This is a genomic window from Pseudomonas sp. PAMC 29040, from assembly GCF_003994535.1.
Taxonomy (GTDB): Bacteria; Pseudomonadota; Gammaproteobacteria; order Pseudomonadales; family Pseudomonadaceae; genus Aquipseudomonas; species Aquipseudomonas paraversuta.
Genome location: NZ_RZAA01000003.1, coordinates 203,813 through 225,103, shown reverse-complemented (window position 1 = coordinate 225,103; position 21,291 = coordinate 203,813). Strand labels below are relative to the sequence as shown.

The 21,291-nt window shown below is 60.2% G+C and carries 17 protein-coding genes; 3 read left to right on the top strand and 14 right to left on the bottom strand.

Features of this window, described 5'->3' with window-relative positions; translation table 11 throughout:
- Nucleotides 1–5: 5 nt before the first annotated feature.
- The 5 genes from kdpB to WG29040_RS06380 all read right to left on the bottom strand — a co-directional run bounded on the left by kdpB (nucleotide 6) and on the right by WG29040_RS06380 (nucleotide 5,782).
- Entirely contained in the window at nucleotides 6–2,078 is a 2,073-nt protein-coding gene (kdpB, locus tag WG29040_RS06400; RefSeq protein ID WP_127195877.1) for a potassium-transporting ATPase subunit KdpB, read from the bottom strand.
- A 10-nt stretch (nucleotides 2,079–2,088) separates the two neighbouring features.
- Nucleotides 2,089–3,783, bottom strand: a complete 1,695-nt coding sequence (gene kdpA, locus WG29040_RS06395) for a potassium-transporting ATPase subunit KdpA (RefSeq protein WP_003446772.1) — start codon at nucleotides 3,781–3,783, stop codon at nucleotides 2,089–2,091.
- An 8-nt stretch (nucleotides 3,784–3,791) separates the two neighbouring features.
- On the bottom strand, nucleotides 3,792–3,881 hold the full coding sequence (gene kdpF, locus WG29040_RS06390) for a K(+)-transporting ATPase subunit F (RefSeq protein ID WP_003446770.1): 90 nt from the start codon (nucleotides 3,879–3,881) through the stop codon (nucleotides 3,792–3,794).
- A gap of 194 nt (nucleotides 3,882–4,075) precedes the next feature.
- A complete protein-coding gene (locus WG29040_RS06385; RefSeq protein WP_003446768.1) occupies nucleotides 4,076–5,305 on the bottom strand; it encodes a hypothetical protein in 1,230 nt (409 codons plus the stop codon).
- A 27-nt stretch (nucleotides 5,306–5,332) separates the two neighbouring features.
- Nucleotides 5,333–5,782, bottom strand: a complete 450-nt coding sequence (locus WG29040_RS06380; protein WP_003446767.1) for a YcgN family cysteine cluster protein — start codon at nucleotides 5,780–5,782, stop codon at nucleotides 5,333–5,335.
- A gap of 155 nt (nucleotides 5,783–5,937) precedes the next feature.
- Here WG29040_RS06380 and WG29040_RS06375 point away from each other — a divergent pair, with 155 nt between their 5' ends.
- Nucleotides 5,938–6,531: a nitroreductase family protein gene (locus tag WG29040_RS06375; protein WP_003446766.1), complete on the top strand. Its 594-nt coding sequence runs from the start codon at nucleotides 5,938–5,940 to the stop codon at nucleotides 6,529–6,531.
- Nucleotides 6,532–7,001: 470 nt separating this feature from the next.
- Here the strand turns inward: WG29040_RS06375 and WG29040_RS06370 are convergent, their stop codons facing one another.
- From WG29040_RS06370 to rnd, 3 genes are all read right to left on the bottom strand, one after another.
- A complete protein-coding gene (locus WG29040_RS06370) occupies nucleotides 7,002–7,934 on the bottom strand; it encodes a D-2-hydroxyacid dehydrogenase (protein WP_003446764.1) in 933 nt (310 codons plus the stop codon).
- 119 nt (nucleotides 7,935–8,053) lie between these two features.
- Nucleotides 8,054–8,347 carry a YcgL domain-containing protein gene (locus tag WG29040_RS06365; protein WP_003446762.1) on the bottom strand — a complete coding sequence of 98 codons (294 nt, stop codon included), beginning with the start codon at nucleotides 8,345–8,347 and terminating at the stop codon, nucleotides 8,054–8,056.
- Nucleotides 8,344–9,477, bottom strand: coding sequence for a ribonuclease D (rnd, locus tag WG29040_RS06360; protein WP_003446760.1), 1,134 nt, complete (start codon nucleotides 9,475–9,477; stop codon nucleotides 8,344–8,346). The genes WG29040_RS06365 and rnd overlap by 4 nt, the downstream gene beginning before the upstream one ends.
- Before the next feature lie 223 nt (nucleotides 9,478–9,700).
- On the opposite strand from rnd, the gene ampC reads away from it, so the two are divergent.
- Nucleotides 9,701–10,861 (top strand): class C beta-lactamase, encoded by a 1,161-nt coding sequence (gene ampC, locus WG29040_RS06355; RefSeq protein WP_127195876.1) that lies wholly within the window; start codon nucleotides 9,701–9,703, stop codon nucleotides 10,859–10,861.
- Here ampC and WG29040_RS06350 read toward each other — a convergent pair.
- The 3 genes from WG29040_RS06350 to WG29040_RS06340 all read right to left on the bottom strand — a co-directional run bounded on the left by WG29040_RS06350 (nucleotide 10,858) and on the right by WG29040_RS06340 (nucleotide 14,564).
- The gene (locus tag WG29040_RS06350) at nucleotides 10,858–11,505 is read right to left on the bottom strand and encodes a class I SAM-dependent methyltransferase (protein ID WP_003446756.1); all 648 of its coding nucleotides are present in this window, start codon (nucleotides 11,503–11,505) and stop codon (nucleotides 10,858–10,860) included. The genes ampC and WG29040_RS06350 overlap by 4 nt on opposite strands.
- 143 nt (nucleotides 11,506–11,648) lie before the next feature.
- Nucleotides 11,649–13,028 (bottom strand): glutamine synthetase family protein, encoded by a 1,380-nt coding sequence (locus WG29040_RS06345; protein WP_010657006.1) that lies wholly within the window; start codon nucleotides 13,026–13,028, stop codon nucleotides 11,649–11,651.
- 348 nt (nucleotides 13,029–13,376) lie between these two features.
- Entirely contained in the window at nucleotides 13,377–14,564 is a 1,188-nt protein-coding gene (locus WG29040_RS06340) for a low temperature requirement protein A (protein ID WP_127195875.1), read from the bottom strand.
- A gap of 194 nt (nucleotides 14,565–14,758) precedes the next feature.
- Here WG29040_RS06340 and poxB point away from each other — a divergent pair, with 194 nt between their 5' ends.
- Entirely contained in the window at nucleotides 14,759–16,480 is a 1,722-nt protein-coding gene (gene poxB, locus WG29040_RS06335) for a ubiquinone-dependent pyruvate dehydrogenase (protein ID WP_127195874.1), read from the top strand.
- A 1,047-nt stretch (nucleotides 16,481–17,527) separates the two neighbouring features.
- Here the strand turns inward: poxB and WG29040_RS06330 are convergent.
- The 3 genes from WG29040_RS06330 to WG29040_RS06320 are packed head-to-tail and all read right to left on the bottom strand — an operon-like array spanning nucleotide 17,528 to nucleotide 21,129.
- Nucleotides 17,528–18,985: a cytochrome c gene (locus WG29040_RS06330; protein WP_127195873.1), complete on the bottom strand. Its 1,458-nt coding sequence runs from the start codon at nucleotides 18,983–18,985 to the stop codon at nucleotides 17,528–17,530.
- A 3-nt stretch (nucleotides 18,986–18,988) separates the two neighbouring features.
- Nucleotides 18,989–20,578, bottom strand: coding sequence for a GMC family oxidoreductase (locus WG29040_RS06325; RefSeq protein WP_003446746.1), 1,590 nt, complete (start codon nucleotides 20,576–20,578; stop codon nucleotides 18,989–18,991).
- Nucleotides 20,579–20,592: 14 nt separating this feature from the next.
- The gene (locus WG29040_RS06320) at nucleotides 20,593–21,129 is read right to left on the bottom strand and encodes a sugar dehydrogenase complex small subunit (RefSeq protein ID WP_177412933.1); all 537 of its coding nucleotides are present in this window, start codon (nucleotides 21,127–21,129) and stop codon (nucleotides 20,593–20,595) included.
- Nucleotides 21,130–21,291: the final 162 nt, after the last annotated feature.

Below are 21,291 nucleotides of genomic sequence, written 5' to 3'. Positions count from 1 at the left end.
AGTTCTTAAACCAGGTGCAGCGCCGTGAGCAGCATGTCGATCAGCTTGATGCCTGCAAAGGGCACCACCAGCCCGCCCACGCCATAGATCAGCAAGTTGCGGCGCAGCAAATGCGCGGCACTTGCCGCCTGGACCCGCACGCCACGCAAGGCCAGCGGGATCAGCACCACAATGATCAGTGCGTTAAACACGATGGCCGAAAGAATGGCGCTCTGCGGGCTGCTCAGACCCATGATGTTGAGCACACCCAGCTGCGGGTAGATGGTGGCAAACAGCGCCGGCAGGATCGCGAAGTACTTGGCCACATCGTTGGCAATCGAGAACGTCGTCAGGGCGCCACGGGTCACCAGCAGTTCCTTGCCGATTTGCACCACATCCAGCAACTTGGTCGGGTCGCTGTCCAGATCGACCATGTTCGCGGCTTCCCGCGCAGCCTGTGTGCCATCGTTCATCGCCATGCCGACGTCAGCCTGGGCCAGCGCCGGTGCATCGTTGGCCCCGTCGCCACACATGGCCACCAGCCGCCCGTCATTTTGCTCGTGGCGAATGCGCGCCAGCTTCTTCTCCGGCGTGGCTTCGGCCAGCACGTCATCCACACCGGCTTCGGCCGCTATCGCCGCAGCTGTCAGCGGGTTGTCACCGGTGACCATCACGGTGCGAATCCCCAGCTTGCGCAATTCGGCAAAGCGTTCGCGGATCCCGGGCTTGACCACGTCCTTGAGGTGAATTGCACCCAGCAACCGGCCCTGGGCGCACACCAGCAACGGGGTGCCGCCGCTCTGGGCGATCTTGTCGATCTCCCGCGACAACGCCGGCAGTACTTCGCTGCGTTTGAGGCCGACAAAGGCCAGTACCGAATCCACTGCACCCTTGCGATAAATCCGCCCGTTGCAGTCGATACCCGACAAGCGAGTTTCAGCGGTAAAGGGCACGGCGGTGAAATCAGAGGCCGCAGGCTCTGGCAAGCTATGCAGGCCGCGAATGAACTCGACGATGGACTTGCCCTCCGCCGTTTCGTCCGCCAGGGAGGCCAGCAATGCACCTTCAGCCAGCTCTTTGGCAGTCACGCCGGGGGATACATACAACGCCGTGCAGCGACGGTTACCGAAAGTGATGGTGCCGGTTTTATCCAGCATCAACACATGCACGTCGCCCGCAGCTTCCACCGCACGCCCGGATTTGGCGATGACATTGAGCCGCACCAGCCGGTCCATGCCGGCAATCCCGATGGCCGACAGCAAGCCGCCAATGGTGGTGGGAATCAGGGTCACCAGCAGTGCCACCAGAAACACCAGCGGCAAGCTGCCACCGGCGTAATAGGCGAACGGCTGCAAGGTCACGACGACAATCAGGAAAATCAGGGTCAGCCCGATCAGCAGGATATCCAGCGCCACTTCGTTAGGGGTTTTCTGGCGTTTGGCGCCTTCCACCAGTGCGATCATGCGGTCCAGGGTCGACTCGCCGGGGTTGGCGCTGATTTGCACCAGCAGCCAGTCCGACACCAGCCGGGTGTTGCCGGTCACCGCCGAGCGGTCACCACCAGACTCACGAATCACCGGTGCCGATTCGCCGGTGATGGCCGCTTCGTTGACTGCGGCAATCCCTTCAATCACCTCACCGTCACCGGGGATCATCTCCCCGGCTTCGACGCGCACCACATCGCCCTTGCGCAGGCGGGTCGCAGGTACCACTTCAAAACCGCCCGTGGCCGTACGCCGCCGCGCGCTCAAACCGACGCTGCCGGCCTTGAGGCTATCGGCGCGGGCTTTACCGCGCCCCTCGGCCAGGGCTTCGGCAAAGTTGGCAAACAGCACGGTAAACCACAGCCACAGGGCGATCTGCACCGCCACCCCGGTGGGCACCGCAGGCTCGGGCATAAAGCACAGCACGGTGGTGAAAATGGCAGTCAGTTCCACCACCAGCATCACCGGTGAGCGCTTGAGCTGACGCGGATCGAGTTTGACGAAGGCTTGCAGCAAGGCCGGACGCCATATATCGGCAAAGGATGTTTTGGGTGATTCGAGCGCCCTGGTTTCAGGCGCAGGAGTCAACTTGGAAACAGGAGCAGGCATAGTCATCATCGTCTCCTTAAAAGCCCAGGGTCAGTTGTTCAGCGATTGGGCCAAGGGCCAGGGTCGGCAAGAATGTCAGGCCGCCCACCAGTAAAATGGTCACAGTCAACAGCGCCACAAACAGCGGGCCGTGGGTGGGGAAACTGTCCTGGCCAATGGGCGCGGTTTTCTTCATCGCCAGGCTGCCGGCCAGGGCCAGTACCGGGAGGATGTAACCGAAGCGCCCGATCAACATGCCCAGGCCCAGCATCAGGTTGTAGAACGGCGTGTTGGCGCTGAGCCCGGCAAATGCCGAACCGTTGTTGGCACTGGCCGAGGTGAAGGCATAGAGGATCTGGCTGAAACCATGGGGCCCGGGGTTGCTCACCGAAGCCACGGCGCTTGGCAATACGGCAGCGATAGCCCCCAGCACCAGCACCCCCACCGGCATCACCAGCAAGGTCACCACCAGCAACTGGACCTCTTTGGCCTGCAGTTTTTTACCGAGGTATTCCGGGGTGCGGCCAATCATCAGGCCGGCCAGGAACACGGCGATCAACACGTTGAGCAACATGCCGTAGAGCCCGGCACCGACGCCGCCGAAGATCACTTCGCCGACCATCATGTTGACCAGCGCCACCATTCCGCCAAGCGGGTTGAGGCTGTCGTGCATACCGTTCACCGAACCGTTGGAGGCGGCGGTGGTGGTTTCGGTCCAGAGCACGGTGCCCGTGGTGCCGAAGCGCACTTCCTTGCCTTCCAGCGGCGCGGTTTGCTCCACCAGCGGGCTGTTCAAGGTCGGGTTGGGCTGGTATTCGGCGTACAGCGCCGTACCGCCGCCGATCAGGAACAATGCCAGCATGCAGGCGATGATGGCCCGGCTCTGACGCAGATCCTTGACGTAATGGCCAAAGGTGAACACCAGCGCCACCGGAATCAGGATGATCGAAGCCATCTCGAACAGGTTGCTCCAGGCGCTCGGGTTCTCGAACGGGTGCGCCGAGTTGACGCCGAAAAAGCCGCCGCCGTTGGTACCCAGTTGCTTGATCGCAATCTGGCTGGCCGCCGGGCCCAGAGGAATGACCTGATCCGCGCCTTGCAGGGTCAGCGCATTGACGTAGTGGGCGAAGGTTTGTGGCACCCCCTGCCAGACCAGAAACAGCGCCAGCACCAGACACAGCGGCAACAGGCCGTAGAGCGTGGCGCGGGTCATGTCGACCCAGAAGTTGCCCAGAGTTTGCGCCGAGCGGCGGCTGATACCCCGGCACAGCGCAACCAGCACCGCCAGACCGGTGGCCGCGCTGACGAAGTTCTGCACGGTCAGACCGGCCATCTGGCTGAAGTAACTGAGGGTCGCTTCACCGCTGTAGCTCTGCCAGTTGGTGTTGGTGACAAAACTCACAGCGGTATTGAATGCCTGGGTCCACTCTTGCCCCGGCAACTGCTGCGGGTTGAGGGGTAAATACTGTTGCAGCAGCAAAATGGCGAACAACAGCACAAAACCCGCCAGGTTGAATGCCAGCAGGGCCAGGGTGTATTTCTGCCAGCTTTGCTCGGTGCCCGGGTCAACCCCGGCGACGCGGTAGCAGACCTTCTCCACCGGCCCCAATACCGGAGTCAGCCAGGTGCGCTGGCCTTCCATCACCCGATAATAAAAACGCCCGAGAAAGGGCGCCGGCAGCAGCACCAACGCGAAGAATGCAAGAATCAGCGCATAGTCATAACTGTGCATACCCGCTCCTAGTTCCGATCTGCGCGCAACAGCGCAACCAGCAGATAAACGAACAGCCCCACTGCCAACAGCAGCGACACTCCATCCAGAACGCCCATGACAAATCTCCCCGTAACGGCAATTGCCGCGTGTAGGAAGAGTGTGCGCAACATGGGCGTAAAGGATCGAGATCGAGGGGGATGCGGGGGCGTAAAGAAGGCGTAAAAAACCGAGCTTACCTGTAGGAGCGAGCTTGCCTCGCGAGCTCTTCGCAGCCAGATTCAAGAGCCCGCGAGGCATGCCCCGTAATGGTTTAATGCAGCAGCGGTGTGTCCAGCACCTCGGACTGCCCGCCCAGCACGCTTTCGCTCAGCTGGACAAAAACCTGGGTATTGACCTTGTCCAGACGCATCAAGGCCTGGCTGACGTCATCCAGTGAACGCTTGTTGCGGGTTTGCAAACGGATCTCGCGGTCCAGCGCCTGCAGCAGCGTGACAGCCCGCGCCACCATCGCCGGGCTGGCCGGGCCACGCAGGCGGGTCACGCCCTTGCCGGCAGCATTGAGCCGGTGCTGCAGGGCCTGGTAACGCTCGTCACTCATGCCACCGGCACGGCGCATCAACTCAATGGCGTAATACTCACTCAGCCCTTCGCCAATCCAGGCATGCTCCGGCTCGACATTGATCGCGCTGAACAGCTGCACCAGTTCGCGCAACAACGGACTGCTCCCTGCTTCATTGACCAGAGGCAGGCTACTGGAGAGGTAAATCGAGTTGCGCGCCGCGGCACTGCCTTTCCACATCGGACTGCCCGCACCGACGATCAGCAGTTTGGCCGGGTTACGCGGGAATACGGCTTGCACCTGGGGCCAGACGAACGTCAGCAGGGTCAGCACATCCATACGCCGCATGCCCTGGCCCTTGGGCGCGGAGACAGTCACTTCGGTTTCCCCCAGCATGGTGCGGCGACTGCCCAGCGTACCGGCGAGCATCCAGCCGGTCGGCCGGTCAAACACACGGGAGACATCGTCGATGCGAAAACGGTTTTTGCCGATCCGCGGCCATGGGGTTTCGATGCTTTTCCACCCCGGTGGCAACTCGAACGCCAGACGCGACACCAGCTCGCTGCCGTCCTGCTGATCGAGACTGGCCGCAGGGACCAGGTCTTCGCCGCGAAACAACGCCCACTGCGGGGTGATCCGCGTGTCGAAGCTGCCGTTCTTGCGCTGATGGTTCAAGTGCACGCGGTAGCTCAGGTTGGCCTTGCCCGGCGCCGGGTGCCACAGGCCACGGCTGTGATGTGCATCGGGGGTCAGCTGCCACTGGCCGTCAGCCTTGAAATCGCTGTAACTGCCCGGTGGCCCAAGGTCGAAATCCAGGCTGCGCACTGCCGTTCCTTCGGCCAGGGTCAAGCGCACCTCGGCCTGATCGCTTTGCGGCAACAGGCGGACATGGTAGTCAAAGTCGACTTTCTTGGCGGCCCACAGCGGGCTGCTGACTATCAGTAGCAGCAGCCCCAGAGGCCATTGGTATCGCAGCGGCATACACACTCCATGGCACCGCTCCGGCACTTAACCGGCGCGAAAAATCAGATGATCTTCCCAGTCGTCTTCCGGCACGCTGCCCTCGGCGAGCATGCGTCCGGATTGCGAAATGCGTTCGTGGTGCACCGCGTCAGGGTCGCCACACACCAGATGGTGCCAGAGCGGCAGGTCCTTGCGTTCACTGACAAGGCGGTAGCCACAGGTCGGCGGCAACCACTTGAACTCTTCGGCCTTGCCCGGCGACAACTGAATGCAGTCCGGAACACTGTCGCGACGCTTGGCGTAATCGGTGCATTGACAGGTTTTCAGGTCGAGCAATTTGCAGGCAATGCGCGTGTAGTAGACGCTGTTATCGTCTTCATCCTCGAGCTTCTGCAAGCAGCACAGGCCGCATCCGTCGCACAGCGACTCCCATTCCTCTTGATCGAGTTGATCGAGGGTTTTGCGGATCCAGAACGGTTCAACTATTGCGGCCATGGCTCAAACATCAACATCAGGGAGTGGAAAAGGCCGCCAGTCTAGTGCCCCGCGCTCCCCGGGCCAAGCGCTGGTGACTGACGGTGTCACTGGACTTGTCACGTTCAAGGCGTAACAGTAGCTTTGTACCCGCCAAATCAACTCAGGAAAATCGAATGCCTGCTTCCAATCGCATTGCCGAACACCAGATCCATGAGCAGTTCACCCAACGCTGGTCGCCCCGAGCCTTCACTGACGAAAGCATCGACAAGGCCACCCTGCTGAGCTTTTTCGAAGCCGCCCGCTGGGCACCTTCGGCCTACAACTCGCAGCCCTGGCGCTTTCTGTTCGCCCTGCGTGGCACCCCGGATTTCGAGCGTTACCTGAGCCTGCTGGTGGAGTTCAACCAGGGCTGGGCCAAACACGCTGCGGCGCTGGTGGTGATTGTGTCGAAAACCACATTCGCCGCGCCGGGTACTACAGAAGAAAAGCCGGCTCCGACCAACGCCTTCGATACCGGCGCTGCCTGGGGCCATCTGGCGCTGCAAGCGCACTTGAGCGGCTGGCACACCCACGGCATGAGCGGCCTGGATTACGAGCGCGCACGTCAGGAACTGAAAATCCCTGAGGGCTATGCCATTCAGGCGATGGTGGCCATCGGCAAACTGGGCGACAAGGCCAGCCTGGTGGATTACCTGCAGGCCAAGGAAGTCCCTAGCCAGCGTGAGCCGCTGAGCAAGCTGGTAGCCGAGGGTGACTTCAGCCTGTAACGCCCCAACCCTGTGGGAGCCAGCTTGCTGGCGATAGTCGCGGTGCGCTGTATCAGCCGAGTCCCTTCACCAGCATCGCTGGCAAGCCAGCTCCCACAATGGTGAATGGGCCCTGTGGGAGCCAGCTTGCTGGCGATAGTCGCGGGGCGCTGTATCAGACGAGCCCCGTCGCCGGCATCGCTGGCAAGCCAGCTCCCACAATGGTGTATGGGCCCTGTGGGAGCCAGCTTGCTGGCGATGGTAGCGGTGCGCTGTATCAGCCGAGCCCCGTCACCGGCATCGCTGGCAAGCCAGCTCCCACAATGGTGTATGGGCCCTGTGGGAGCCAGCTTGCTGGCGATGGTAACGGTGCGCTGTATCAGGCCAGCCCCGTCGCCGGCATCGCTGGCAAGCCAGCTCCCACAAGTGCCTCACCCTCCTGGAACACCCCAACCCTGTGGGAGCCAGCTCCCACAAAGCTGACCATTTCTTTAATACCCGCGTGCGAAATCCACTTCGCCGCGCAGTGCCTCACCCGCCTGGAACGCCCGCAGGTTGTCGACAAACAGCTGCACCATCAACGATGGCGATGTCGGCGCCGAGCTATGACCGGTCAGCAGCAAACCCCAGGCCGTCCAGAATGGATGCTTGGCCGGTAACGGCTCCTGACGGCAGACATCAATGATCGCGCCCGCCAGATGCCCCACACGCAAAGCTTCAACCAGGTCTGCATCCACCACGGCCACACCGCGCCCGGCATTGATGAACACAGCCTCGGGGTTGAACAGTGCAAAGAGTTCGGCGTCGTACAGGTCGTGGGTTTGCGGCGTGTTGGGCAACAGGTTGACCACGTAATCCATCTGCCCCACCAGCCGCGGCAAATCGCTCAATGTGGCAACTTCCCGGAACGGCGCCTGTTCCCGGGCAGTGCTGGCAATGGCGTACAGCTCAACCCCGAAGGGTACAAGAAACTGTGCCACGCTCTGGCCAATGTCCCCTGCCCCGACAATCAACACCTTGCGCCCTACCAGGCTGCGGCCGGTGCGGTTGTCCCACTTGCGTTCAACCTGGCTCAGCAGGCGCGCTATGACTTCACGCTCATGGCCGAGCATATAGGTCAGCACATACTCGGCCATCACCTGGCCAAAGATGCCGACTGCCCGGCTTAGCCGGTAATCGCGTTGCAGGCCGTCGGCCAGCAAGGGGGTGATGCCGGCCCAGGTTGATTGCACCCACTGTGGTTTGTGCCCTTGACGCAACAGGGTCGCCATCAGGTCCGGCTGCCCCAGCCACACCGGGCAATCTGCAGCCATCTTCGCCAATTGCGCCGAATCGCCGCTGGTCTGCACTTCAAGTTCGGGTGCAGCCTGCTGCAAGAGTTGGGCGTAAAGCGGGTAATCGTGCTCGGCAATCAGGACGCGCATGCTTGTAACCTTCCTAAAACACTGCAGCGCCCGCCGCCGGGATCGCCCCCGTTGCGTTCGGCCACCGCCAATCAAAATGAGCCTTTTGCGACAGGCGCCCGGAACCGGGCGCCGGGCATTTACATCGGGTCGTTACGACGCAACAGCTCTTCGGGCAAGTGCTCGATATATTCGTCCTCGGCCGGCGGCATCTGCAGGTGATAGCCCTGGGTATCCAGGTTTTCCAGCACCTTGTGGATGTCTTCACGGGACAGGGCGCGCTCGGGGCTCAGCACCAGATCGAACGCGTGGTGCGGCTTGCCAAAGGCACTCATCAGGGACTCGGGCACACGCTCCAGAGCATCGGCCTTAAGCACGTACAGGTACATTTCGTTGCGTTTAAGGCTGCGGTAGATAGAGCAAATACGTTTCAAGACGGTTCTCCAGCGGTGGCCAGGCTATCGAGCAAAGCCTGGCCCATCAGCTCACGGCGCCATCCGCGCAGTGAGTCCGGCAAGTGATAAGGGCCATTGGGAAAGCCGCTTTTAAGCAGGGCTTCCAGGGTTTTCTTGCGCAGCATCAGTTCCGGCGCAATGTTCAGACGTTCAGCTTCTGCCTGACCGATGGCACGCAGGCGCTTGATCAACGCGGCGGCTTCGACCGGCAACGGCTCAGGAACAGCCGGCGGCCATTGCTCTGGCGGCAGACTGGCAGCGCGCTTGATCATGTCCAGCAAAAACTCGCCATCCTGACGCACGGTGCGCGGGTGCATATCTTCAATACGCGCCAGGGCCACCAGATTGTCGGGCTGGGTTTTCGCCAATGGCCACAACGCATGCTCACGCACTACACGATTGCGCGGCAGATCACGGGCCCGTGCCTGCTGTTCGCGCCAGGCGCAAATTTCACGCAGTACTGCCAGTTGCGCAGGTGACAGCTTCCAGGCCAGCTTGGCCTCACGGTACACCTCGTAAGGGTCCACTTCACGGCGCAGATTGGCCACCAGTTCGGCGCCGTCCTCCAGCACCCAGGCGTACTTTTCATCCGACAGGCGCGGACGCAGCAACACGTACACCTCGGCCAGATGCAGGGCATCTTCGGCGGCATAGCTGATCTGGGTTTCCGACAGCGGACGCTGCAACCAGTCAGAACGGGTTTCACCTTTGGGCAGGTCGAGGTCAAGGACTTCCTTGACCAGGCGCGAGTAGCCCATGGAGAAGCCCAGGTTCAGGTAAGCCGCGGCCAGTTGCGTGTCAAACAGAGGCGCCGGCAGGCTGCCGGTCAGGCGTAACAAAACCTCGAGGTCTTCGCTGCAGGCGTGCAGCACTTTGACCACTGCCGGGTTTTCCAGCAGGTCGGACAAAGGCTGCCAGTTGTCGATGGTCAGGGGGTCGATCAGGTAAGCGCGCTCACCGTCGCCAATCTGGATCAGACCGGCAATCGGGTAAAAGGTGTCGACCCGCATGAATTCGGTGTCGAGGGCTACGAATGGCAGGCTCTGCCATTCGGCGCAATGCTGGCCGAGGCTATCGTTGTCGCGAATCCAGTGAATATCGATGGCCACACGGCTCTCCCTTGAAGAATGGCGCGCAGTATATATCGCCGCCAGGGAGTTCCGGGCATTGACTGACACTCTAAGCGACGAAAAACCTACACAATTTCAGGCAACTACCGTCACAATTTTTATTCCTGAGCCGGGTGATTTCCCAAACCTGCAGGGTACGGTGCTTTGAAACCGCAAGAACACCCGTCAGTGTCCACGCAAACAAGAGTCGAGGATTAACCCCATGCCTGTCCCCCACAAGCTGTCCGGTATTACTTTGGTGCTGGTGGGCCTTTGCGCCTTCAGCACTGCAGCACTGGCGCAAGACCTTGTTCCCGGACTCGATGCCGCCGTGACCGAAGGTGCCACACAGTTGATGCAGACCTATGGTGTTCCGGGTCTGAGCATTGCCGTCAGCGTCAATGGCAAGCAGCACTTCTACAACTTCGGCGTAGCCTCCAGGGACACCCGGGTGCACATCAGTTCCGACACCCTGTTTGAGGTCGGTTCGATCAGTAAAACCCTGACCGCCACCCTGGCCACCTATGCTCAGATCAATGGTCAGCTGTCACTCGACGCCCCGGTTTCCCGATACGTTCCCGAACTTCAAGGCACGGCTTTTGGCAAGGTGCAACTGACCCATCTGGCCACCCACACCGCTGGCGGTTTCCCGTTGCAGGTGCCAGACGCCGTACAGAATGAACAACAGTTAATGGACTACTTGAAGGCCTGGAAACCGGTCTACCCAGCAGGTACCCAAAGAAGCTACGCCAACCCGAGCATCGGCATGCTGGGCCTGATTACCGCCAGGAGCATGAACCAGCCTTTTGTCCAAGCCATGGAAAACACCTTGTTCCCCGCACTGGGCCTGCACAGCACCTATATCGATGTGCCGAAGAGCAAGATGGCCCTCTATGCCCAAGGCTATGACAAGCAGGATCAACCGGTCAGGCTCAATTCCGGCATGCTGGGCAACGAAGCCTACGGAGTCAAAACCAGTAGCCGTGACCTGATTCACTTTGCACAATTGAATGCCTTGCCGGGCAAGCCGTCGACAAAAATCCAGCAGGCCATTGGCGACACTCACACCGGCTACTTCCGGATCGGGCCCATGACCCAGGATTTGATCTGGGAGCAATACGCCTACCCGGTCACGCTGAAGAATCTGCTGCTCGGCAATTCGGACAAAATGGCCTACGAGAACAATGACGCCATCGCCCTGCACCCGCCATTGGCACCACAGGAGGCGGTGTGGATCAACAAGACAGGCTCCACCGGTGGCTTTGGCGGCTATGTGGCACTGATACCCGTGAAAAAACAGGCGGTGGTCATACTGGCCAACAAGAACTACCCCAACAGTGCCCGCATCGAACTGGCGTATAAAATCCTCAACGCCCTCGACTAAGCCTCTTTGCGCACGATGTAGATGCTGCCCAGTGCATAACCGGGCAGCACATCGTAATGCTTGAGGATGCTGAAACCTGCCAGGGCAAACTGGGATTCAATTTCTTCCTTGCGCACGACAATCCGTTGCGAGTCCCTGCACTGATCCACAGAGCGCCCCACACATACCGACAGGATCAGGCTGTCGCGGCTCACGCGATGCAGTTCGCGCAGGATGGCCAGGCGATGTTCGCTGTCGCGAACATGGTGAAACAGCTGCATGCAGAAGATGCTGTCCACCGCGTTTTCGGACATGTCGATGGAAAACACCGAGCTCTTGAACAGTTTGATGCGCGCCAGCAAGCTGAGCGGATGGTGGGTCTGGGCATGATCGAGCATGCCCTGGGAAGAATCGGCGGCGAGGATTACCCGGTTACCGTGCTCTGCCAGCACGGGCCAGAAACGCCCGGCACCGCACGCCAGATCCAGCACCAGCCCCGGCTCGCCCGCCACCTTGAGCGCCCGGCGAACCAGCCGTTTTTCACGCCATAACGCCAGCCGCCGGACAATGCCCTGCGGCCGCACTTCGCGGCACACTTGCGCATGCTCGCGGTCGTAGCGTTCGGCGAATTCAAGCTCAACGGTGGAAGGTAGCTGCGATGACATGGCCCGCGAACTCTAGTGTTTGGTTATGTTCGACACAGAGACTAGCGGGGCACCAGTGAAAAAATTGTCAGAAAACCATAAAACCCGGATAGAAAATTGATCAATTCTGCGGGAGCGAGCTTGCTCGATCCCGCAACGCCGAATCACGCCTGCTGCAGATACCAGCGCCAGTCCTGCTCGCCGACTTCGCCCATGAACTGGCGGTACTCGGCGTTTTTGACTGCCAGATAGACCTTCAAAAACTCCGGCCCGAACGCCTCTTTGGCCCATGATGAGCCTTCAAGCGCACGCAATGTGGTCAGCCAGTCGGTCGGCAGCATCTCAGTGGCCTGGGCATAACCGTTGCCCTCAACCGGAGCCCCCGGATCGCGCTGTTCACGAATCCCGCGATGAATACCGGCCAGAATCGCGGCGGCAGCCAGATAGGGGTTGGCATCAGCGCCACAGATACGGTGTTCGATATGGCGCGAATACGCGGGCCCGCCCGGCACGCGCAAGCTGACGGTGCGGTTATCCACGCCCCAGGTCGCGGCCAGGGGGGCATAGCTGTTGCTCTGAAACCGACGATAGGAATTGGCGTTCGGGCAAAACATCAACAACGAATCGAGCAAGGTGTCGAGCATCCCGCCCACGGCGTGCCTGAGCAGCGGCGTGCCGTCCGGCGCTTCACTGGCGAACAGGTTGTTGCCCTCCTGATCGGCCAGGCTCACGTGCATATGCATGCCGGTACCGGCCAGGTCATCAAACGGCTTGGCCATAAAACAGGCGACCATCCCGTGTTTGTGCGCCACACCTTTGACCAAGCGCTTGTAGCGCACGGCCTCATCCATCGCCTGCAACGCGTCGTTGCGATGCTCCAGGGTGATTTCAACCTGCCCCGGTGCGTATTCGGAAATCGCCGTGCGCGCCGGAATCCCCTGCAGCTTGCAGGCGCTATACAGGTCAGCCAGAAACGGCTCGATCTGTTCCAGTTCCCGCAGCCCGTAGACCTGGGTTGCACGCGGACGCTGACCGTCGGCATCCCGTGCCGGTTGCGGGCGACCGTTGCTGTCCCGTTGCTGATCGAGCAAATAAAACTCCAACTCCGCCGCCATCACCGGGTAGTAGCCATCGGCTTTCAAGCCATCGATCACTTTGGACAACAAGTGCCGGGGGTCAGCCACCGTCGCCGGCATCCCCGATTGCGGGTGCATGCTCACTTGCACCGCCGCCATGGGAATCAGGCGCCACGGCATGCGCTGCAGGCTGCCACTGATCGGGAAGGCACGGCAGTCGATATCGCCCACATCCCACACCAGACCGGTATTTTCAACGTCATCGCCATTGATGCTCAGGCCCAGAATCGTGCTCGGCAGCGGGCGGCCGTTTTTGTAGACCTCCAGCAACTCATCGCGGTGCAACAACTTGCCCCGGGGCACGCCGTTATTGTCGAGGATGAACAACTCGAACATCTCGACATCCGGGTTCAGTTCCAGAAAATCCAGGGCTTCTTGCAGCGGGGCAAACGCAGGGGTGGCACTCATGGCAATTCTCGTAAATTCGTATAAGACAGGCGTACAGGCACGCCATTTCGGGCGTAAACCCACAGACTCAACGTTAGATACGAGCATCCGGCGGGCGGGCATGCCGGCAGTGGAACAAGGCCCAAAAGGCCAGTTTTGAAGGGAGGCCGCAGGCAGAGGCCGTTGCACAGGCAAAAAAATCAGGGCAAGGCACAGCGCTTGACGTTAAAACGTCCGACAGCCAGTGATCGCCAATCCTGATCGGGCCAAGCCTCATCGCCAAAACCATTGCCTACAAAGAACACCCAGCCTCACACGCCAGCCCGGGCAGGTCAAATACAGACATTTATACCTTTGGTTGCACTGCGACTAAACATTGGGCATCGGACCGCGACCCAAGGACACCGCCTCCCACCCCGCGACGATGAGCAGGATCAGGGTGGTCAGCGCCCCCAGGATCAGTCCTGAAAATACCTGTTCCAGGGCAGCCGGCAGCAGAATCAACAGCAGCAACATGCCCCCCATATGGGAAAACGGCGGCAGCGGGCGGTCCGACATCACCCATTTGAACAATGCACACCCCAGCAAAAACAGGAATGGTCCGGCAATCATGGTGATCACCGCCCCAGTCGTTGCGTGCCCGGGGTGCATCAACACCAACTCGTCGGCCACCGCGCTGACGATTACCCCGGCAATCATCAGCACATGAATGTAGGTGTAGGCCAGACGCGCATGACGCCCCGGGTCACGGGCGTGGGCAATGCGTTCATGGGCCCGCTCGGCGCCGCTGTCAAAATAGATCCACCACATGGCGATGCTGCCCAGCACCGCCACCACAAAGGCCGCAAAGCCAGCAAGGCTCCAGCTCAACCGGGCAAAAGTGGCCCCCGTCACCAGCAAGGACTCGCCAAGGGCAATGATCACGAACAGCCCGCAGCGCTCAGCCATGTGATTAGCTTCAACGTTCCAGTCGTCCAGGGTCGAAGCCCCCAGCCCCGGCACCCAAAAGAACAACGACGGCGACACCAGTTCGATGGCCAGCGCCACGGCCCAGCAGGCCAGTCGCTGATTGCCTTCGAGCAAACCACCGCTGATCCAGAACACCCCTGACAACAGCATCCAGATCAAAATGCGCTGAAAGTTTCGCGCCAGCCCGGGCGACTCGGCGCGCACCACCCACATGGCAAACGCCGAGCGTGCCACCTGCATAAATACGAAGGCCCCGGCGAACAGCAGTCCGCGATCCGTGAAGGCGTGGGGGATAGACACCGACAGCAGCAACCCGGCCACCATCAGCACAAACAAGCCAATACGGATCGGGATGCGCTCGGGGTCGAGCCAGTTGGTCACCCACGAAGTAAAGATCCACACCCACCACACGGCAACCAGCAGCAAGCCCACATGCACCGCACCCAAGGCCGTTAAATTGGCCAGCAGAGAATGGGACAGCTGGGTCACGGCAAACACAAACACCAGGTCGAAAAACAGCTCGACCATGCCGACCTTGCCACTGTCATGACTGCCTCGGCCACGCAGCACAGAAAGAGTGCGGGTCATATTTGATCCTCCGGGAAGCAATGGCTGTGGCAGCTGATCAACCCCGCTGCCCGGATCGCAGGCAAGCCTGCAGCCACAACAGCAGCGCGCGTTATGCAGATGAACACTTGTTCATCGAACGTTTTAAAAACCTGCAGGGTCGGATGCTGCGTCTACTCTGTTTTCCTCCGCATTCTTACTTCAAGGAACCTCCCATGACCAGAACGGTTGCCGACTTCATCACTGAAACCCTGCAGCAAGCAGGTGTCAAACGTGTATTCGGAGTAGTGGGAGACTCCTTGAATGCGTTCACCGATTCGCTGCGGCGCCAGGAACAAATCCAGTGGGTTCACATGCGCAACGAAGAGTCCGCAGCCTTTGCCGCCGGGGCCCAGGCGCATTTGACTGGCGAACTGGCAGTCTGCGCCGGCAGTTGCGGCCCGGGCAATCTGCATTTGATCAATGGCCTGTTCGACGCCCATCGCAGCGGTGTACCTGTGCTGGCGCTGGCCGCGCATATTCCCGGCAGCGAAATCGGCATTGATTACTTCCAGGCCACCCATCCGGAAAGCCTGTTCCAGGAATGCAGCCATTACGTCGAGCTGGTGTCGCGGGCCGAGCAGCTGCCCCAAGTGCTGGAGCGCGCCATGCGCATGGCCATCGCCAAGCGCGGGGTGGCGGTAGTGGTGATTCCGGGGGACGTGGCGCTGCAGGCCTGCGACGCCAAAGTGCCCAACTGGCTCAAGCCGAGCCTGCCGATGATTCGTCCGCACGATACCGACATCGACCGGCTGGCCTCATTTCTCAATGCCGGCAAAAAAGTCACCTTGCTCTGCGGCGCAGGCTGCGCCGGTGCCCACAGCGAAATCCTGGCCCTGGCCGAACGCTTGAATGCACCGATCGTGCATGCGCTGCGCGGCAAGGAGCATGTCGAATACGACAACCCCTATGACGTCGGCATGACCGGGTTGATCGGTTTTGCATCGGGTTACAAGGCGATGGCCAACTGTGACACCTTGCTGATGCTGGGCACCAATTTTCCGTACCGCCAGTTTTACCCGGAGCATGGCTATATCGCGCAAATCGACCTGCGCTCCGAAGCCCTGGGCAATCGCTGCCCGCTGGAGCTGGGTCTGATCGGCGATGTTCAGCTGACCTTGCAGGCGGTGCTGCCAAAAGTGCTGCAAAACCCTGAGCGCGAGCATCTGGATACCGCCCTCAAGGACTACAAAAAAGCCCGCGAAGACCTCGACGCCCTGGCTGAAAGCGGCCCTGGCAGCTCAATCATCCATCCGCAGTACCTCAATCGTCTGGTCAACGAGCTGGCGGATGAAGACGCGATCTTCACCTGCGATGTGGGCACGCCCACTGCATGGGCTGCGCGCTACCTGAAAATGAACGGCAAGCGTCGTCTGATCGGCTCGTTCAACCACGGTTCCATGGCCAATGCGATGTTGCAGGCCATCGGCGCACAAGCGACCTTCCCCGACCGCCAGGTAATTTCCATGTCTGGCGATGGCGGTTTCACCATGATGATGGGAGATTTTCTGACCCTGAATCAGGTCGGCTTGCCGGTAAAAGTCATAGTGCTGAACAACGGCACCCTGGGCTTTGTAGAAATGGAAATGAAAGCGGCGGGTTTCCCGGATGTGGGCTGCGAACTGAACAACCCGAACTTCGCCGCCATGGCCGAAGCGATGGGGGTCAAGGGAATTCGTGTCGAGCATCCAGGCGAGCTGGAAGCGGCCCTGCGTGAAGCCCTGAGCCATGACGGCCCGGTACTGGTCGACGTGGTCAGTGCCCGTCAGGAGCTGGTGATGCCACCGAGCAAAACCTTCGAACAAGCCAAGGGGTTTAGCCTGTTCATGCTCAAGACCGTAATGGACGGTCGTGCCCGGGAGCTGATCGACCTGGCCAAGGTCAATTTATTCCGCTGAAAACAACCCCGACACCTGTAGGAGCGAGCTTGCTCGCGAGCTTTTCAACCACACAACCAAAAGCTCGCGAGACAAGCTCGCTCCTACAGGATTACAACGTGGCGGTATAACCGCGATGGACGGATCGACCTGGCCAAGGTCGATTTATTCCGCTGAAAACTACCCCGATACCCGTAGGAGCGAGCTTGCCTCGCGAGCTTTTCAGCCAATCAACCAAAAGCTCGCGAGCAAGCTCGCTCCTACAGGATTACAACGTGGCGGTATGACCGCGATGGACGGATCGACCTGGCCAAGGTCAATTTATTCCGCTGAAAACAACCCCGACACCTGAAGGAGCGAGCTTGCCTCGCGAGCTTTTCAGCCAATCAGCCAAATGCTCGCGAGACAAGCTCGCTCCTACAGGATTACAACGTGGCGGTATGACCGCGATGGACGGATCGACCTGGCCAAGGTCAATTTGTTGCGCTGAAAACAACCCCGACACCTGTAGGAGCGAGCTTGCCTCGCGAGCTTTTCAGCCAATCAGCCAAAAGCTCGCGAGACAAGCTCGCTCCTACAGAATTACAACGTGGCGGTATGACCGCGATGGACGGATCGACCTGGCCAAGGTCAATTTGTTGCGCTGAAAACAACCCGACACCTGTAGGAGCGAGCTTGCCTCGCGAGCTTTTCAGCCAATCAACCAAATGCTCGCGAGACAAGCTCGCTCCTACAGAATTACAACGTGGCGGTATGACCGCGATGGACGGATCGACCTGGCCAAGGTCAACTCATTGCGCTGAAAACAACCCCAGATACCTGTAGGAGCGAGCTTGCCTCGCGAGCTTTTCAACCACACAACCAAAAGCTCGCGAGACAAGCTCGCTCCTACAGAATTACAACGTGGCGGTATAACCGCGATGGACGGATCGACTTGCCCAAGGTCAATTTATTGCGCTGAAAACAACCCCGACACCTGTAGGAGCGAGCTTGCCTCGCGAGCTTTTCAACCAAACAACCAAATGCTCGCGAGCAAGCTCGCTCCTACAGGATTACGTCGTTGCGGTATTAGCGCGAATGAAAGCGCCGGTTAAGCGCCATTCTTTTGGCCAGAATCTCGCGCTCCCGCTTGCGCTGGCTGCGTACCACCAGGCCCCAGACAATCAGGCACAGCAACAATCCGCCGCCACCCCAGATCACGTAAGGCATTGCCACCACCAACAGCGGCGCATCACCACCACGACGCAGGCTGGCCACGGTCTGTTGATCAACACTGAGCAACGGGTTGCCGAAACGTTGCAGGCTGTAGTTGGCAATCGCCGCCACTTGCTGATCATTCAGGTCACCACCCAATGCCGGCATGCTGACTTGCAGGTCGGCCCCTTTACGCTCCACCCCTTCAATTATCGCCATCACCAGATTATTCGGATGCAACCCGGTCAAGGCGCTGTTCTGGCTCAAGGAAGGATAGAACCCGTCGCCGGTGCCCTGCCCGTCACGCCCGTGGCAACTGGCGCACGCCGAGTTGTAGAGCCGGGCGCCATCGGTTTCGCTGGCATCGGCCAGGGTTGCCTGATCGAGCTGACCGGTTTCGAGGGTGGTCATGTCGATCGGCGTCACCACCCGCGGGGTGCTGGCGACATGGTTTCCGGTGGCAATCGCCGGGACGGTTTTCAGGTAGCCGGCCATGGCGTACAGGTCATCATCGGTCAAAAACCGCAGGCTGTTTTCCACCGCTTCAGCCATGCCGCCCGCCGCTTGTGCCTTGTTGGTGACGTGGCCGTTTTTCAAGAACGCCACCACCTCGTCATTGCTCCAGCCGCCCAGGCCGGTGGCTTTGTCCGGGGTGATGTTAGGCGCGATCCAGCCGCCCAGTGCAGCGCCCGACAAATAGCGCTCGGAGTCTTCCGCCATCAGAGCATTACGCGGGGTATGGCAGGCACCGCAGTGGGCCAGGCTATCGACTAGGTATTGCCCGCGGGTCAACTGTGCATCGTCCGGTTTTTTGGCAACAAAACCCTGGTTGTCGAGAAACAGCAGGTTCCAGCCAAACATCAACGGCCGGATATTGAACGGGAATGCCAGTCGGGTCGGCGCCACGGCTGCGTCTACCGGTTTAACCCCCTGTTGCAGGTACACATACAGCGCGTGAATGTCTTCATCGCTCATGCCCTGATAGGAGGTATAGGGCATGGCCGGATACAACTGCTGGCCCTTGGCGTTGACCCCTTTGCGCAAGGAATCGGCCAGTTGCTGCTCGGTGTAATCACCAATGCCGTGGGTCTTGGACGGTGTGATGTTGCTGGCAATGATCTTGCCCATGGGCGAGTCGATGGCATAACCACCGGCCAGCGCCGGGCCGTCTTTTTCCACCGTACGGTGACAGGCCCCGCAGTCGGCAGCCCGGGCCACGTATTCGCCTTGCTTGATCAGCGCGGCAGTATCTTCGACCGCCCACACGGACAGCGAAGCAAACAGGCTGCACAGGGCAACCAGGGGGCGTAGCGCGCAGAGATAGGGATTCATGGCTCAGACCTCCCGCGCAATGATGTCGGCCACACGAATGCTCAAGGCAACCCCGGTCAGCGTCGGATTGATGGTGCCCGATGCCGGAATCACCCCGGTGGTGGCCAAAAACAGGTTCGGATGATCGAAGGTGCGGCACTCGTGGTTGACCACCGAGTCCTTGGCATCAGTACCCATGATTACGGTGCCCATCAGGTGGTCGCGGTTCTGCCAGCCGGTGTTGTCCTCAACCACGGTACCGCCCATGACTTTCACGAAGTCGGCATAGTCGGCGTCCACCCCGGGCTTGGCGGCTTTGACGTAATCACCTACTTCGTAATTGATCACCATCATCGGGATGCCCAGGGCATCGGTGCGGGTGGTGCTCGGGCGAATGGTGTTGCTCGCCAGCGGCAAGGTTTCGTACACCGTCGACACATCCACCCAGCGTGCCGAATCGTGACGAATTCGCTCGTCCAGTTCCTTGCCGAAAATGCCCTGCTCGATCAGACGATTGGCCACAGCCATGTTCGGCACGTTGTTGGCAAAGGCATGTTTGACCGACGCCCGTTCCTTGCGGAACGCGCCATCGCGACGGTTGAAAATCCCGCCTTGCTGCACCGCTCCGCGCCCCGGCCATACCGGCTCGTCGGCCAGAAACTGCAGCCCCTGACCAGTGTGGTCCATCAGGTTGCGCCCCACCTGGTCCGATGAGTTGGCCACCTCGGAAATCAACAGCAGCTTGGGGGTTTCCAGGCCATTGGCGGCCACCACAAAGTACTTGGCGGTGAGCCGCACGTTATCGCCCTTGGAGCTGCGGTAATGCACGGCAACGATCTTGCCGCCTTCGCCTTTCTCCAGCTTGTATGCCGTGGCGTCGGTCAGCAGTCTGGCCCCCGCCTGCTGCGCGTGCCGGGCATGCACATCACCGCTGTACATGGCGCCAATCGGGCATACCGGCATGCAGTTGTTGTTGCCGCTGCACGCCGGGCGATCGTCATAGGGCGTGGTGGCACGACCGTTGGGCTCATGCAGGAACACATAGCCGGCCGGGGCCAGACGCGCGCGAAGGCGCTGGAACAGGTAGGTATCGCCTTCGGGCGGCATGGGGTACGGCGTCGAACGCGGCGGAAAGGCCTCGCCGTCATGCCCGCTTTGATCCTGGGTATCACTGCCGCATACGCCCAGCGCCACTTCGGCCCGTGCGTAATAGGGTTCCAGCTCGCTGTACTCCATTGGCCAGTCGCGGCCAACCCCGTACAGGGTGTTGAGCTTCATGTCGTTGGGCAGGTAACGCCAGCAGGCTGCCGCCCAATGCCAGGTGGTGCCGCCGACCAGTTTCAACATGCCCGGACGAAACTCGAACGAGCCGATATTTTCTATGTACTGCTCATCGTAGGAATGACGCGCCCATGGCTCATTCGGATACGGCGAGTTGTAGTTACTCTTGTTCGAAGAGTTGCGAAAGTTTTCAACGATTTTCCAGCGGGGAATGGACTCACCTGCTTCCAGAATAATCACTGACTTGCCTTGTTTGGCCAATTCAAAAGCTGCGTTGCTGCCCAAGGCTCCGGACCCAACAACAATGACATCAGCATCAAAGACCTGACTCATGGGTACCCCTTGTTTTAATCGTTAGCGACGGTAGACGGCGGATCAACCCAATAGTTGGTATGCCCCCGGGAGTAGGTGGGGATCACGGTGGCATCCAGGGTCGGCGTGTACGCCAGCGCACCGGTGAAGGTCACCAGCCGGGTGTCGTCCACGGCCCGCATGCTGACCGGAGTGCCGGTATAGCCCAGGTACCAGGCGCGGACGATTTTTTGCACCGTGTCCTTGTACTGCGGGTGCTGATAAACCGGGCTGGCGCTCAACATCGAGACCCGGCTCAAACCATGCTGGCGGATGCTGCCCCACAGCCCCCTGACCTTTTCCGGGAACAATGGATCGGCCTCGGTACAGCGTGCCAGCACGCGCAGCGTGAGGCTCGGGTCCAGCGCATCGCGCTCGGTGAGGAACAGTGAAAGCTGGTGCAAAAGTTCGACATCATCAGTGGCGGCATTATTGATGCCTTGCGCCAGAACCGAACCCGCCCAGGATGAAGAAAGAAGTCCGGCACCGGTTATGGCAGCGCCAGAAGACAGTAACTTTCTGCGGGATATCACATAAATCTCCTTGATCATCAAAAATAAAGGCTGACACCTAGACCTTCGATAAATCAGGTTGTTACAAAGAATGATCAAACATCCTACAGAGATTAGTGATGGAGCTTCATGAATACCGGCTGATACCCCCTACCCGTTGCAGGAGCTGGGCGCTTGACCCGG

Bases quoted from the DNA above. Each gene is read 5' to 3' on its own strand.
- kdpB (WP_127195877.1), bottom strand. From the start codon at position 2,078: ATGACTATGCCTGCTCCTGTTTCCAAGTTGACTCCTGCGCCTGAAACC.
- kdpA (WP_003446772.1), bottom strand. From the start codon at position 3,783: ATGCACAGTTATGACTATGCGCTGATTCTTGCATTCTTCGCGTTGGTG.
- kdpF (WP_003446770.1), bottom strand. From the start codon at position 3,881: ATGGGCGTTCTGGATGGAGTGTCGCTGCTGTTGGCAGTGGGGCTGTTC.
- WG29040_RS06385 (WP_003446768.1), bottom strand. From the start codon at position 5,305: ATGCCGCTGCGATACCAATGGCCTCTGGGGCTGCTGCTACTGATAGTC.
- WG29040_RS06380 (WP_003446767.1), bottom strand. From the start codon at position 5,782: ATGGCCGCAATAGTTGAACCGTTCTGGATCCGCAAAACCCTCGATCAA.
- WG29040_RS06375 (WP_003446766.1), top strand. From the start codon at position 5,938: ATGCCTGCTTCCAATCGCATTGCCGAACACCAGATCCATGAGCAGTTC.
- WG29040_RS06370 (WP_003446764.1), bottom strand. From the start codon at position 7,934: ATGCGCGTCCTGATTGCCGAGCACGATTACCCGCTTTACGCCCAACTC.
- ampC (WP_127195876.1), top strand. From the start codon at position 9,701: ATGCCTGTCCCCCACAAGCTGTCCGGTATTACTTTGGTGCTGGTGGGC.
- WG29040_RS06350 (WP_003446756.1), bottom strand. From the start codon at position 11,505: ATGTCATCGCAGCTACCTTCCACCGTTGAGCTTGAATTCGCCGAACGC.
- WG29040_RS06345 (WP_010657006.1), bottom strand. From the start codon at position 13,028: ATGAGTGCCACCCCTGCGTTTGCCCCGCTGCAAGAAGCCCTGGATTTT.
- WG29040_RS06340 (WP_127195875.1), bottom strand. From the start codon at position 14,564: ATGACCCGCACTCTTTCTGTGCTGCGTGGCCGAGGCAGTCATGACAGT.
- poxB (WP_127195874.1), top strand. From the start codon at position 14,759: ATGACCAGAACGGTTGCCGACTTCATCACTGAAACCCTGCAGCAAGCA.
- WG29040_RS06330 (WP_127195873.1), bottom strand. From the start codon at position 18,985: ATGAATCCCTATCTCTGCGCGCTACGCCCCCTGGTTGCCCTGTGCAGC.
- WG29040_RS06325 (WP_003446746.1), bottom strand. From the start codon at position 20,578: ATGAGTCAGGTCTTTGATGCTGATGTCATTGTTGTTGGGTCCGGAGCC.